12 protein-coding genes are annotated in these 13493 nt (G+C 64.3%); all 12 read right to left on the reverse strand.

From position 1 onward, the window contains the following. Positions 1-20: 20 nt before the first annotated feature. The 12 genes from sugE to trxA all read right to left on the reverse strand — a co-directional run bounded on the left by sugE (position 21) and on the right by trxA (position 13456). On the reverse strand, positions 21-338 hold the full coding sequence (sugE, locus tag PAQ31011_RS04815; RefSeq protein WP_150574692.1) for a quaternary ammonium compound efflux SMR transporter SugE: 318 nt from the start codon (positions 336-338) through the stop codon (positions 21-23). A gap of 174 nt (positions 339-512) precedes the next feature. Then, the gene (kdpE, locus tag PAQ31011_RS04820; protein WP_039397601.1) at positions 513-1223 is read right to left on the reverse strand and encodes a two-component system response regulator KdpE; all 711 of its coding nucleotides are present in this window, start codon (positions 1221-1223) and stop codon (positions 513-515) included. After that, the gene (locus tag PAQ31011_RS04825) at positions 1216-4056 is read right to left on the reverse strand and encodes a sensor histidine kinase (RefSeq protein WP_150574912.1); all 2841 of its coding nucleotides are present in this window, start codon (positions 4054-4056) and stop codon (positions 1216-1218) included. The genes kdpE and PAQ31011_RS04825 overlap by 8 nt, the downstream gene beginning before the upstream one ends. Positions 4057-4257: 201 nt before the next feature. Beyond that, positions 4258-4842, reverse strand: coding sequence for a potassium-transporting ATPase subunit KdpC (gene kdpC / locus PAQ31011_RS04830; RefSeq protein WP_150574693.1), 585 nt, complete (start codon positions 4840-4842; stop codon positions 4258-4260). A 79-nt stretch (positions 4843-4921) separates the two neighbouring features. Next, positions 4922-7048: a potassium-transporting ATPase subunit KdpB gene (kdpB, locus tag PAQ31011_RS04835; RefSeq protein WP_150574694.1), complete on the reverse strand. Its 2127-nt coding sequence runs from the start codon at positions 7046-7048 to the stop codon at positions 4922-4924. Between the two features lie 28 nt (positions 7049-7076). Beyond that, entirely contained in the window at positions 7077-8882 is a 1806-nt protein-coding gene (kdpA, locus tag PAQ31011_RS04840; RefSeq protein ID WP_150574695.1) for a potassium-transporting ATPase subunit KdpA, read from the reverse strand. Continuing rightward, positions 8879-8971 (reverse strand): K(+)-transporting ATPase subunit F, encoded by a 93-nt coding sequence (gene kdpF, locus PAQ31011_RS04845; protein WP_063389843.1) that lies wholly within the window; start codon positions 8969-8971, stop codon positions 8879-8881. Before kdpF ends, kdpA begins: the two co-directional genes overlap by 4 nt. Positions 8972-9318: 347 nt before the next feature. After that, the gene (locus tag PAQ31011_RS04850; RefSeq protein WP_246179340.1) at positions 9319-10290 is read right to left on the reverse strand and encodes an amino acid ABC transporter substrate-binding protein; all 972 of its coding nucleotides are present in this window, start codon (positions 10288-10290) and stop codon (positions 9319-9321) included. Between the two features lie 95 nt (positions 10291-10385). Then, positions 10386-11414, reverse strand: a complete 1029-nt coding sequence (locus PAQ31011_RS04855) for an amino acid ABC transporter substrate-binding protein (RefSeq protein ID WP_174989935.1) — start codon at positions 11412-11414, stop codon at positions 10386-10388. 158 nt (positions 11415-11572) lie between these two features. Further along, entirely contained in the window at positions 11573-12160 is a 588-nt protein-coding gene (locus PAQ31011_RS04860; protein WP_150574697.1) for a P-loop nucleotide/nucleoside kinase family protein, read from the reverse strand. Beyond that, on the reverse strand, positions 12157-12552 hold the full coding sequence (locus PAQ31011_RS04865) for a cupin domain-containing protein (RefSeq protein WP_150574698.1): 396 nt from the start codon (positions 12550-12552) through the stop codon (positions 12157-12159). The genes PAQ31011_RS04860 and PAQ31011_RS04865 overlap by 4 nt, the downstream gene beginning before the upstream one ends. A 52-nt stretch (positions 12553-12604) precedes the next feature. Next, complete coding sequence (gene trxA / locus PAQ31011_RS04870; protein WP_150574914.1) at positions 12605-13456, reverse strand: thioredoxin; 852 nt, start codon at positions 13454-13456, stop codon at positions 12605-12607. Positions 13457-13493: the final 37 nt, after the last annotated feature.

Here is a 13493-nt window from a genome sequence, read left to right on the forward strand (position 1 = left end):
ACGCCACCGCCACGCCACCATCACGCGGCCGTCAGCTTCAGTCCGACCAGCCCGGCCAGAATGAGGGTGACGCTCGCGATACGGGCGGCGGACGCCGACTCGCCGAACAGCACGATCCCGAGGACGAACGCGCCGACGGCGCCGATGCCCGTCCAGATGGCGTAGGCGGTACCGAGCGGCAACGTGCGAACTGCGAGGGCCAGCAGCCAGACGCTACCGACCATCGACACGATGGTGAATACGGAGGGGACGAGACGCGAGAAACCTTGCGTGTACTTGAGCCCGACGGCCCACGCCACTTCAAGGAAACCGGCAAAAACCAGAAGAATCCAGGCCATGACTGACTTCGATGAAAGATCGGGGTCGTCCCCGGAGAAAAGAGAACCGCTTGCCGGGTCGTCCCGGCAATGGATTCCATCGAAGGTCAATCGAATTACGGCTGAGCGCCTGACACCCCGGACGGAACAGGGGCGATTTTAGCAAAGCAGGCCGACCGGCGTCGGCCGACAGCGTCAACCGTTCGCGTCCACCTCAAGCCGGTAGCCCACCCCCGTCTCGGTCAGGATGTGCTGCGGCTGTGCGGGGTCGGCTTCCAGCTTCTGCCGCAGGTGCCCCATGTAGATGCGCAGATAGTGATTGCTCTCGACGTGCGACGGCCCCCACACCTCCTTGAGCAGTTGACGGTGCGTGAGCACCCGTCCCGCATGGCGCACGAGCGTGACCAGCAGCCGATACTCGATGGGGGTCAGGTGCACCGGTTCGCCGGCGCGCGTTACCTTGCGGCGTGCAAGATCGATGTTGATGTCGCCGAACGAGAACGCTTCGTCGAGCGTCTCGGAATTACCCCCGCGATGATGCCGTCGCAGCTGCGCACGAATGCGCGCGAGCAATTCCGACACCCCGAACGGCTTCGTGAGGTAATCGTCGGCCCCGACATCGAGTGCGACGACCTTCTCCGCTTCCTCGTTACGCGCCGACAGCACGATGATCGGCATGTCGGTCCAGCTGCGGACTTCGCGAATGACTTCCACGCCGTCGATATCCGGCAGCCCGAGATCGACGATCAGCAAGTCGGGCTTGCGCGTGGCCGCTTCGACCATGCCCTGCCGCCCGGCTTCCGCCTCGTGCACCACCATGCCTTCGGCTTCGAGCGACGTGCGCAGAAACCGCCGGATCTGGCGTTCGTCCTCAATCACCACGATGTTGATGGTCGGTTCACTCATGTTGTTTCGTCACGTTTGCGTCTGGAGCGTCAGCGGCAGGTTCCACATCGCCGATCGGGTCGGCAGATAACGCCGAATCGCCGGACTCGGCCACGCCGTCCTCGATCCCCTCAACGACGTCGGGTGCCACCGGCGACGTTTCTACCGGCAGGGTAAAGATGAAGCGCGCCCCATGGCCTTCGGGGACATTGGTAGCATGAATTTTACCGCCGTGCGCTTCCACAATGGCGCGGCAGATCGCCAGCCCCAGACCGATGCCGGGCTTGGCCGACTCCTTCTCGCCGCGCATGAACTTCTCGAAGATGCGGCCTTCCGTGCCCGGCGACAAACCGGGACCGTCATCGCTCACGCTCACTTCGACTTCCTCACCGACGACGCGCGCGGCAATCTCGATATGCGAGCCCGCAGGCGAATACTTCGCGGCGTTCTCCAGCAAGTTGGCAAAGAGGCGCTCCAGCAATACAGCATCGAAACGCAGTAACGGCAGATCGGCAGGCAAGCGCGTTGTCACTTCGTGATCGGCGAGCACACGACGGCAAGCGCGCAGAGACGTGCCGACCACTTCCTCCAACATCTGCCACTGACGATTGAGTTGAACGCCGCCCCCTTCGAGCTTCGCCATGTCGAGCAGATTGGTCACGAGCCCCGTCATGCGCTGCGCCTCCTCATGAATGGCGTCGACGAGATCGATACGCAGCGGCCCGGGCGTCTGCGCATTACGACTGAGCATGCTCGCGAATCCGACGATGGACGTGAGCGGTGTGCGCAAGTCGTGCGAGATGGCCGAAAGTAGCGAATTGCGCAGGCGCTCCGACTCCATCGTGACCAGTGCGTCCTGTGCGATTTCGACGTAATGCACACGCTCCAGCGCCAGTGCGATTTGCGCGGCAAACGTATCGAGCAGACGTTGCTGTTCGGGCGTGCCGATCGCGCCGCGGCCCGACTCGGGGGCGACGACCAGCACACCGCGCGTGCGCATCGGTGCGCGCAGCGGCAGGTAGTAGGCGTCCGATCCGGGCAACGTATTCGTTCCCCGCCCGGCGGCCTGCTGACGGTCGTACACCCATTGCGCGACGTCCGTATCGATGTGCGCAGGCATCGTCTCTTCGCGGGCATTCTCCACCGGCTGACGCACACTGCTCTGACTGTCCGGCAGTAACAACGCCACGCGCGCCTGAAACACTTCACGCACGTGACGCGAGCCGATTTCCACGATCTGCGGCGTGGTGAGCGCCGCCGCAAGTTCGCGCGCCATCGCATACACCGCCCCAGTGCGCCGCTCCCGCCAGGTGGCGAGACGCGCCTGAAAGCGCAAGCTCGTCGTCAGGTGGCTGATGACCAGCGCGACGGTCAGCATGACGGCAAACGTCAGCAAGTACTGCGTGTCGGAGACCGACAGCGACATCTTCGGCGGCACGAAGAAGAAATCGAACGCTACCACCGACAGGAACGATGCTAGCACCCCCGGCCCGCGCCCCAGCCGCATCGCCGCAATGATCACACCGAGCAGATACAGCATGGCGATGTTGGCGAGATCGAGGAACGATGTCAGTTCCGCCGCCGCCAGCGACACCGCGCCGCAGATACCGACGGCCCACGCATACGCCCGCCACGGGCCACCGACGAGCCCCAGTTCCGGTGCCGACTCGAACCAGTCGCGCCAGTCGCCGCGCACCACCCGGTTCTCGGCCGACCGGTCGCCAGCCGCCGGCCCGATCAGCACCACATCGACCCCGCGTGCGTGACGCAGCAATTGTTCATGTAACGGCGTGTGCGCCGTCCACCAGCGCCGCGCACCACTTGCCCCGACCACCAGCTTCGAGACGTTGCGCATCTGCGCGTAGGCCAGCAACGTCGTCGCCGCTTCCGCCCCATCGAGCGTGAGTGTTTCAGCGCCCAGTTCGTGCGCCAGTTTGAGCGTGGCATAGACGCTTTCGCGACGCGCCGTCGCCTGCCGCAAAATCGCCGGTGTTTCCACATGGACCGCCAGCCAGTCGGCGCGCAGACTCGCCGCCAGCCGCGCGGCGGCACGCACCAGCGCCACGCCCTCCGGCCCCGGCCCGATCGCCACGAGCAAACGCTCGCGCGCCTGCCAGACCTGACTGATCGACTGGTCCGCACGGTATTCGCGCATCTGCGCATCCACGCGGTCGGCCGTGCGACGCAACGCCAGTTCGCGCAGGGCGATCAGGTTGCCTTTGCGGAAGAAGTTGCGCACAGCGCGCTCAGCCTGCGCAGCCATGTACACCTTGCCCTCGCGCATGCGTTCGAGCAGTTCGTCGGGCGGCAGATCGACCAGCTTCACTTCGTCCGCCAGATCGAACACGCGGTCGGGAATCGTCTCCCATACGCGGATGCCGGTAATCTGGCCGACCACGTCGTTAAGCCGTTCGAGGTGCTGCACATTGAGCGTGGTGTAGACGTCGATGCCTGCGTCGAGCAGTTCGTGCACGTCCTGCCAGCGCTTGAGGTGTCGCTCGCCCGCCACGTTGGCATGCGCGAGTTCGTCGACGAGTGCGACGGCTGGCTTACGGGCAAGCATGCCGTCGAGATCGAACTCGCGCAGCACCCGGCCGCGATACTCGACTGTCTTCTGCGGCAGGACTTCCAGCCCTTCGAGCATGCGCGCCGTTTCTTCACGGCCATGCGTCTCCAGCACACCAACGACCACGTCGGTGCCCTCATCGCTGAGCTTGCGGGCGGCTTGCAGCATCGCAAACGTTTTGCCCACACCAGCGGATGCGCCGAAGAATATCTTCAGACGGCCGCGCTGCTCGCGCGCTTCGTCGCGTTGCAGCTTGCCAAGCAATTCGTCGGGATCGGGGCGTTCCATGCCAGCCATCGGGTCAGTCCAATATGAAAACGCGAGCCAAGCCGCCCAATATGACCCTCGGGCGACAAAACGTCATCGGTTGCCCGATGAAGAAAAAAACGCGGCACGCGCAGGGCGTGCCGCCAATCTACCGCAGGCCGACAGGCAAAACCAGCCATTCCCGGCCATTCGCCCGCCTAGCACCGCCTGCGGCTGCGCCTTTCAGACAGCGCCGCGTGCCAACCCGTCCAATGCCAGGTTGAGCTTCAGAACATTCACCCGGGGTTCTCCGAAAATTCCCCACTGACGGCCTTGTGTGTTGCGTGCGATCAGATCGCGCACCACGTCCGGCGTCAGCCCACGGGCCTTAGCCACGCGCGTGACCTGATAGTCGGCGGCCGCCGGGCTGATTTCCGGGTCGAGCCCGCTGCCCGACGCCGTCACCAGATCGGCAGGCACCGGCAGTTGAGCGCTCGGGTCGGCGTCACGCAGCGCGGCGATACGGGCCTTCACGGCATCCGTCAGCGACGGGTTGAGCGGACCGAAGTTCGTCCCCCCCGACGCCGTAGCGTTGTTCGGATTCGGCGAGGTGGCCGACAGACGGCCCCAGAAGTACTTCGGTTCGTCGAAGTTCTGACCGATCAGCGACGAGCCGACGGCTTTGCCGTCCTTGTAGATCAGGCTGCCGGCCGCTTCGCGCGAGAACGCTGCGCGGCCAATGCCGGTCACGACCAGCGGATACACCAGCCCCGTGATGACCGAGAGCACGACAAACAGGCTCAGCATCGGGCGCAAGAGGGTTTTCATGACGTCTGTTCCTTAGAGTTTCAGCAATGTGGCCCGGGCGCACGGCAATCGCTGCCACCGCGCCCGGAAGCCGTCGCGATCAGGCCCAGCCCATCGCGGCGATGATCATGTCGATGACCTTGATACCGACAAACGGCACCAGAATCCCGCCCAGACCGTAGACGAAGAGGTTGCGGCGCAGCAGCGTCGCGGCCCCCAGCGGGCGATACTTCACGCCCTTCAATGCCAGCGGAATCAGCACCACGATGATCAGCGCGTTGAAGATCACCGCCGACAGGATGGCCGACGAGGGGCTTGCGAGACGCATCACGTTCAGCGCATCGAGTTGCGGATACGTGGTGGCGAACGCGGCCGGAATGATCGCGAAGTACTTCGCCACGTCGTTCGCAATCGAGAACGTGGTGAGGCTGCCGCGCGTCATCAGCATCTGCTTGCCGATCTCGACGATCTCGATCAACTTGGTCGGGTTCGAATCGAGGTCGACCATGTTGCCCGCTTCCTTCGCGGCCTGCGTGCCCGAGTTCATCGCCACTGCCACGTCGGCCTGTGCGAGCGCCGGGGCGTCGTTGGTGCCGTCGCCCGTCATCGCCACGAGCTTGCCTTCGGCCTGATACTTGCGAATCGTGGCGAGCTTCTCTTCCGGCGTCGCTTCCGCGAGGAAGTCGTCCACCCCAGCCTCTGCGGCGATTGCGGCAGCCGTCAGACGGTTGTCGCCCGTGACCATCAGCGTGGTGATCCCCATCTGACGCAGCTCGGCGAATCGCTCCTTGATGCCGCCCTTGACCACGTCCTTCAGCTCGATCACACCCAGCGCGCGCGCACCGTTCGCGTCTTGTTCGGCCACCACCAGCGGCGTGCTGCCACGGCGTGCGATCTCATCGACCGACGTCGCAAGCGCCACCGGCCACACGCCACCGGCCGACTCCACATAACGTTTGACGGCTTCGGCTGCGCCCTTGCGAATCTGCTTGTCGGTCAGATCCACACCGCTCATGCGCGTTTGCGCCGTGAACGGAATGAACAGCGCGTTCAGACCGCTCATCTCACGCTCGCGCAGATTGAAGCGTTGCTTCGCGAGCACCGCGATACTGCGGCCTTCCGGCGTTTCGTCGGCCAACGACGCGAGTTGCGCGGCGTCGGCCAGCGTGCGCTCATCCACGCCCGGTGCGGGCACGAACTGCGACGCCTGACGATTGCCCAGCGTGATCGTGCCGGTCTTGTCGAGCAGCAGCACGTCCACGTCGCCCGCAGCTTCCACTGCGCGGCCCGACGTTGCGATCACATTGGCCTGCATCATGCGGCTCATGCCCGCCACACCGATGGCCGACAGCAGGCCGCCGATGGTTGTCGGAATCAGGCACACCAGCAGCGCGACGAGCACCGTGATCGTGACCGGATTGCCGGCATGCGTGACGAACACGCTATAGATCGAGTACGGCAGCAATGTGGCCGTGGCGAGCAACAGCACCAGCGTGAGCGCGACGAGCAAAATCGTGAGGGCGATTTCGTTCGGCGTCTTCTGACGCTTCGCGCCTTCCACCATCGCGATCATGCGGTCGAGAAACGCTTCGCCCGGATTGACGGTCACCTTCATGATGATCCAGTCCGAGAGCACACGCGTGCCGCCGGTCACGGCCGAGAAGTCGCCACCGGACTCGCGAATCACCGGTGCCGACTCGCCCGTGATGGCAGATTCGTCGACCGACGCCACGCCTTCCACGACTTCGCCGTCGGCCGGAATGACATCGCCCGATTCGACCAGCACAAAGTCGCCACGACGCAGGCTGGCACTGTCGATCACCAGACACTCGGCGTCGCGACGTGCCGAGCGCAACTGCTTGGCCGGCACGTTCTTCTTGGCCTGACGCAGCGAAGCGGCCTGCGCCTTGCTGCGACCTTCGGCCAGTGCTTCGGCAAAGTTCGCGAAGAGCACCGTGAACCACAGCCACAGCGTGATCGCGAGGATGAAGGGCGCGCTCGCCTCGGCGTGGCCTGCCACGGCCATGCCGAACAGCACGGTCGTGAGCAGACTGCCGACGTACACCACGAACATCACCGGGTTTTTGGCCTGCGTGAGCGGGTGCAGCTTGCGGAACGAGTCCACGATGGCCGGCTTGACGATGGCGGGGTCGAACATCGACTTGGTCGCCGATGTATGCCCTTCGCCCGTCTGCCGGATGGCGGTGTTACCTGAGGGTTGATTCATGAGAGCCTCGAATGCCTCATTTCATTATTCAATGCGCACCGATCATCGCCAGATGTTCGGCGACCGGACCGAGTGCAAGCGCCGGTACGTAGGTGAGCGCGCCCACCAGCAGCACCGTGCCGAGCAGCAGCACGACAAACAGCGGACCATGCGTGGGCAACGTGCCCGACGTCGCGGCGATTCGCTTCTTGCGCGCCAGCGCACCGGCAATCGCCAGGACCGGCACGATCACCCAGAAGCGACCGAACCACATCGCGATACCCAGCGTCGTGTTGTAGAACGGCGTGTTTGCCGACAGACCCGCAAATGCGCTGCCGTTGTTGTTCGCGGCCGAGCTGTAGGCGTAGAGAATTTCCGAGAAGCCGTGTGTTCCGGGGTTCAGCACGCCCGCCTGACCGGCTGCGACGAGCACTGCAAGCGCAGTGCCGAGCAGTACCAGCAGCGGCGTCATCAGCACGGCCACGGCCACCATCTTCATCTCGTACGCTTCGATCTTCTTGCCCAGATATTCCGGCGTCCGGCCGATCATCAGCCCCGCCACGAACACCGCGAGCATCGCGAAGACGAGCATGCCGTACAGGCCCGACCCGACACCGCCGAAGATCACTTCGCCCAACTGCATCAGCAACATCGGCACCATGCCGCCGAGCGGCGTGAGCGAGTCGTGCATGGCGTTGACGGCACCGCACGATGCAGCCGTCGTGACCGTCGCGAAGATGCCCGACGAGACGATGCCGAAGCGCGTTTCCTTGCCTTCCATGTTGCCGCCCGACTGCGTGGCACTGACCTGCTGGTCGACGCCGAGCGTGGTAAGGATCGGATTGCCTGCCTGTTCTGCCGACACCGTCGCCACCGCCGCAATCGAGAACGCAATCGTCATGGCCGCCAGAATCGCGATGCCCTGACGACGGTCGCCGACCATGCGTCCGAACGTGTGGCACAGCGCCGCCGGGATCAGGAAGATCGCCAGGATTTGCAGGAAGTTCGACAGCGGCGTCGGGTTCTCGTACGGATGCGCCGAGTTCGCGTTGAAGAAGCCGCCACCGTTCGTGCCGAGCATCTTGATCGCTTCTTGCGAGGCGACCGGACCCATGGCGAGCGTTTGCGTCTGCGTCTGCGCGGGCGTCGTGACCGGCTTGCCGGCGGCGTCCATCTTCGGCTGACCGTCCGGGCCGAGGACCGGATTGTCGTAGTGCGTGACTTGCAGCGTGGTCACGTCCTTATAGGCGTCGAAGTTCTGAATCACGCCCTGGCTCATGAACGCAGCGGCAAGCACCACTGACAGCGGCACCAGAACATAGAGCGTGATACGGGTCATGTCGACCCAGAAGTTGCCGATCGTCTGCGCCGTGTGACGGGCGAAGCCGCGAATGAGCGCGACCACGACTGCGATACCGGTAGCGGCCGACAGGAAGTTCTGCACGGCCAGACCGAGCATCTGTGTCAGATAGCTCATCGTCGATTCACCGGCATAGCCCTGCCAGTTCGTGTTGGCCACGAAGCTGACGGCCGTGTTCATCGACGAGTCCGGCGTCACGTTACCGAACGCCTGCGGGTTCAGCGGCAGCCAGACTTGCCAGCGTTGCAGCGCGTAGACGGCGAAAGCGCCCACGGCGTTGAAGCCGATCAGCGCGAACGCATAGGTGCGCCAGTGCATCTCCTGTTCCGGACGCACGCCACACAGGCGATAGAGACCCCGTTCGAGAGGCGCGAACCAGCGGTTCACGCGGGATTCACCGGCGAGCACGTCGGCCATGAAACGGCCGAGCGGGCGCGCCAGCACCAATAGCACGACGAGGAAAACGCCGAGCTGGATCCAGGCATTGAGTGTCATGCTAGGTCCTCCGGCTTGAACAGCGCGTAGACGAGATAAGCGAGCAGCGCGAGCGTGAGTCCGCCGCTCAGCCAATACATGGCTGTCATTGCTGCCCCCCTACCGACGCGCAAAACGCGACAAAGCCGACGGTCGTGGCAACGAACACCACGATCACGCCGAGATATAACCAGTCCATGACAACTCCCTATCGTGTGGCGGCTGGCACGCCACGGGCGCGACGCACCCTCGCATGCGCATGCCAGCCGTGCCCTGAACGATACGTAGGGGCGCGTAAAGACGGGGACAAAAGGGGTAAAGGGGGTGTAAACAACGTGTAAACACAGGCCCGAAATGTGTAAACGACGAAGCCCGCCGATATCGCTATCGGCGGGCTTCGGGGCCTTGCTGGCTAAGGCGCAGCGGGTAATTGCCCCGCAGCGGCCTCAGAGGGCGCTCACTCGGTCACTTGCGAGCCTTTGCGCCAGACTTCCACGACTTCCTTGCTCGGTTCGAGGTTCAGGTTGACGTTGCGCGGCGGAATCGGTTGTTGGAACCACTTGCGCTGAATCCGGCGGATGTCGCCCGAGCTATACACGTGGGCCAGCGTCGTATCGACGAACCGTTTGAACTGCAGATCGTCACGCGGCAGCATCAGCGCGTTGAGTTCCGTCTCCAGCGGGGCACCGACAATCGCGAACGACTCCGGATCGCGGGCATTCGCGCGGAAGCCGGCGAGCAGCACGTCGTCCAGCGCAAATGCCTTGGCGCGACCGGTTTCGAGCGTCACCATCGATTCGCCGTGGTCGCGCGCCGGAATCACGCGGTAGCCGATCTTCTCGGCCTGCATGCGCGCCAGACGCTCACCGGTCGAACCGGCCGACGCCACGAGGTTCTGCCCCTTCAGGTCGTCCAGCCCGTGAATGTTGTCCTTCTTGTTGACCAGAAGACGCACTTCGGAGACGTAGTACGGATTGCTGAAACCGACTTGCTCAGCGCGCTCAGGGGTAATCGTGTTCGGGGCGCAATCGAGATCGACCGTGCCGTTCTTCACCAGCGGAATACGGTTCTGCGGCGTGATGGACATTTCACGCACGCGCAGGTTCGGCAGATTGAGCGCCGTCTTGACGGCGTCCACCACCGCATAGCACAGGTCCATCGTGTAGCCGACAGGCTTGCCCTTGTCGTTCACGTACGAGAACGGGATAGCCGCTTCGCGATACCCCAGCGTGATGACGCCGGTATCGCGGATCTTCTTGAGGGTGCCGGTCAGATCACCGTTGACCTTCGGCAGCGCGACGACCGCGTCGGCCTTGGCGGGCGCGGCCATCGCCGTCGAAATACCCGTCTGGGCGGCGAACCACACGGACAGACCGAGCGCGACGCGTCCGGCGGCGATTTTCCAATTCACTTTCTTGAAACCGTTCACAGCAAATTCCTATCGGATTAACAGCATGATAGGAAGTTACAGATTTGCGTCGCGCAGTGCAAAGAAACCTTTGTCATTAGCTTATGCGTGGACGGTCAACTGCCTGACGTCGAGGATTCCGGGGATGGGGCAGACGCCTCCTGCGCGTTATCGGGATGCCCGCCAGTCTCCCAGAGAGTCAAGGTTTCCGGCGACGGTTCGACCGCCAGCCGATGCCCGTAAGGCGGTATGGCGGCCTGAAACCATTGCTGCTGGAGCTGCGCCATTTCGCCGCTGCGAAAGATCGCCGCAAGGGCCGCGTCCACCCGCGCCTTGAACGCAGGGTCGTCCTTGGGCAAGACCAGCGCGTAAGACTCGGACTGCGTGGCGAGCGGCGCACCGACGATCCGGTACGCGTGCGGGGTCTTGCTCGTGGCGCGCAAGCCTTCGAGGAGCACATCGTCCAGCGCCAACGCCTGCGCACGACGCTCCCTCAGCATGCGAAACGCCTCGTCGTAGTCGCGCGCCATCAGAAGCTGGAACCCTGCGCGGGCATGTTGTGCCCTCACAAGGCGCTCGGCCGTCGTCCCCTGCACGACCGCGAGGCGTAACCCTCGCAGATCGTCGATTGACGCGACGCCCGTGCCCTTCCTCACCATCAACCGGACGTTCGCCGCGTAATACGGCAAGCTGAAGGCCACCTGCTGCCCGCGTGACGTTGTGACCGTCGACGGCGCGCAGTCGATATCGATGGCGTCGCCCTTCACCAGCGGCCCGCGCATCTGTTCGATCACCCGTACCGGCGTGATGCGCAGTTCCGGCATCGCCATTTCCTGTTGCAGCGACGTCACGACCCGTTGGCAGAGCGCCCACGCCAGCCCCATCGGTTGATCGTTGGCGTCGACATAGGAGAACGGCACGGCGGTTTGCCGATAGCCGAGCAGAATGCGTCCGCGCTCGCGAATGCGCGCCGTCGTGGGCGTATCCGCGACGGCCCGCGTCTGAGCGAACGATGTGTCGGAAGGGAATGCCGGAGCCTGTGCGGGCGCAGCCACCGTGCTCAGGCGCGGCATGCCTGCCATGGGCGGCTCGGCGGCGAGCGTCGCATTGGGTAAAGCAAGCGCGACGACGGTGGAGAAGGTCACCAAGCCGACCGTGGTACGGCCAGACCGACGGCGAGGACACGCAGAGATGACGGACAGAAGGGACATAGTCGACGCGACGCCAAGAGGGAAAATGCCCACACCTTAGCGACGACCACCGGCGAAATGACCGGTGACGCCAGCCCTTTCGGATTATTCCCTTATCGCGTATGCGCCAGCAACGTCTGCAACAGTTGCTCGTCGTCGTCCGGCGTCGGCGCGGTGTTATCGAAGCGCACAAGCCCCGGGAATGCTGCTGCGGGCGGCAGGAAACGACGCAGGCGATACTCGTCCCAATGCTCCAGCTTGTAGGCGTCGTTCGGATTGCCCCGGCTCTCGATGCGCTCGCGCGCGTGCGCTTCGTCGAGATCCACCCAGACCACGTGAACGCCCACGTCGTCGTCGACATCCAGCCACGCCCGGTCGAACAGCAAGCCTTCGCGCAACTCACGCGAGAGCGGGCCGACCACCAGCACGTTCACCCCCAGACGCAGGTTCTCGCGCGCCGTTTCCAGCAGCCCTGCGTACTCCGGCTCGCGCAGCGTCTGCAAATAGAGCGGGCTGTCGCGGTCGTTGGGGTTGCCGGTCAGCGCGCCCATCACCGATGCGCTGTACGCGCCGTACAGCGTGTCCTTGTCGAGCAGGCAAAACGCCTCGCCGCTTCGCGCGATCAGCGGACGAATCAGACGCTTGGCCAGCGTCGTCTTCCCTGCCCCGGCGTGGCCGCAGAAAAAGATCAGACGTGTCATGCGGCCGCCTTGCGCTCGAACATCACGAAGTGCTTGCGCACCGGCTCGATCACTTCGAACACGCCTTCGAACCCGGCCGGAATCACGCAGGCGTCGCCTGGCCCGAACTCCGACGCGTTGCCGTCGAGATCGCTGATGCGGATGCGCCCTTCGATCACGGAGAAATACTCCTGACGATGCGCACCGAAGGCAATGCGCCACGCGCCGGGCTCACAGGTCCATTCGCCGCAGTCGAACTCACCCAGTGCGTCGGTGTAGAACGGGCGCGTCATGCGCTGCGGATTGCCGCTCACGCGGCGCGCCTCGGCGGGATGATCGAAGACGGCTTCGCCCGCCTGATCGGGGGAAAACGTAATGAGCGCGGGAGATGTGTGCGATGTGGAAGATGTCATATGCGTCGAAGAAGTTGGAGAGCTGTAGGACGTCGGGGCGTCGGAACGCCGCTCAGTTCAGCGCCGCGCTCAGCTTGCGGCGCCATGTCGCCACCGTCGCCGGATCGGTCTCGGCAAGCGCTTCGAAGATGGCGAGCATCGACTTGCGTCCGGCATCGTCACCGAACGAGCGATCACGCTGCACGATATCGAGCAACGTCTGCAAGGCCGGCTCATAAGCACGGTCTGCGAGATAACGATTCGCGAGATCCAGACGCGCCTGAAGATTGGCCGGTTCGGCGTCCACGCGCGCCATCAGCTCCGACGCCGGCGGCAATTGGCTGGCCTGCTCGGCGGCATCGATACGCGTGTTGAGCGCGGCAATACGGGCGTCGCCACTCGCGGCCGTGCGCGGCGACAGCAGCGTCAGCTCAGTACGTGCCGCATCGATATCCCCCATGCCGAGCAGAACGTCCACCAGATCGAGACGGACCTCGTCATGCGCCGGGTCGAGCGCCAGTGCGGCTTGCAGGGCGTCGCGCGCCACCGTCGGCTGACCTTCCGCAAGTGCCTTGCGCGCTACGTTGCGCGCCATGTCCGCCGGATTCGGCACGATACGGTCGATGAACGCGCGCAACTGCCCTTCCGGCAACGCGCCCACGAACTGATCGACCGGCTCGCCGTCGACGAAGGCGACGACGGTCGGCAGGCTGCGCACGCCGTACTCCGCGCACAACTGCGCGTTTTCGTCGGCATTGATCTTGACGAGGCGGATGCGCCCCTGCGCTTCGGCCTCCAGCTTTTCGAGCATCGGCCCGAGCGTGTTGCAGGGGCCGCACCACGGGGCCCAGAAATCGGCCAGCACGGGGACCTGATGCGAGACGGCCAGTACGTCGGTGTCGAAACTGGCGAGATTGATATCGATCATGGGTTCTGTCGAGCGTGGTAAATTGCGTGAATAG

The organism is Pandoraea aquatica (genome assembly GCF_902459565.1).
Taxonomy (GTDB): Bacteria; Pseudomonadota; Gammaproteobacteria; order Burkholderiales; family Burkholderiaceae; genus Pandoraea; species Pandoraea aquatica.

What these genes read in the sequence shown, in the direction of transcription:
- kdpA (WP_150574695.1), bottom strand. Translation starts at nt 8,882, where the DNA reads ATGACACTCAATGCCTGGATCCAGCTCGGCGTTTTCCTCGTCGTGCTA.
- PAQ31011_RS04825 (WP_150574912.1), bottom strand. Translation starts at nt 4,056, where the DNA reads ATGGAACGCCCCGATCCCGACGAATTGCTTGGCAAGCTGCAACGCGAC.
- PAQ31011_RS04865 (WP_150574698.1), bottom strand. Translation starts at nt 12,552, where the DNA reads ATGACATCTTCCACATCGCACACATCTCCCGCGCTCATTACGTTTTCC.
- PAQ31011_RS04860 (WP_150574697.1), bottom strand. Translation starts at nt 12,160, where the DNA reads ATGACACGTCTGATCTTTTTCTGCGGCCACGCCGGGGCAGGGAAGACG.
- kdpF (WP_063389843.1), bottom strand. Translation starts at nt 8,971, where the DNA reads ATGACAGCCATGTATTGGCTGAGCGGCGGACTCACGCTCGCGCTGCTC.
- kdpC (WP_150574693.1), bottom strand. Translation starts at nt 4,842, where the DNA reads ATGAAAACCCTCTTGCGCCCGATGCTGAGCCTGTTTGTCGTGCTCTCG.
- kdpE (WP_039397601.1), bottom strand. Translation starts at nt 1,223, where the DNA reads ATGAGTGAACCGACCATCAACATCGTGGTGATTGAGGACGAACGCCAG.
- sugE (WP_150574692.1), bottom strand. Translation starts at nt 338, where the DNA reads ATGGCCTGGATTCTTCTGGTTTTTGCCGGTTTCCTTGAAGTGGCGTGG.
- kdpB (WP_150574694.1), bottom strand. Translation starts at nt 7,048, where the DNA reads ATGAATCAACCCTCAGGTAACACCGCCATCCGGCAGACGGGCGAAGGG.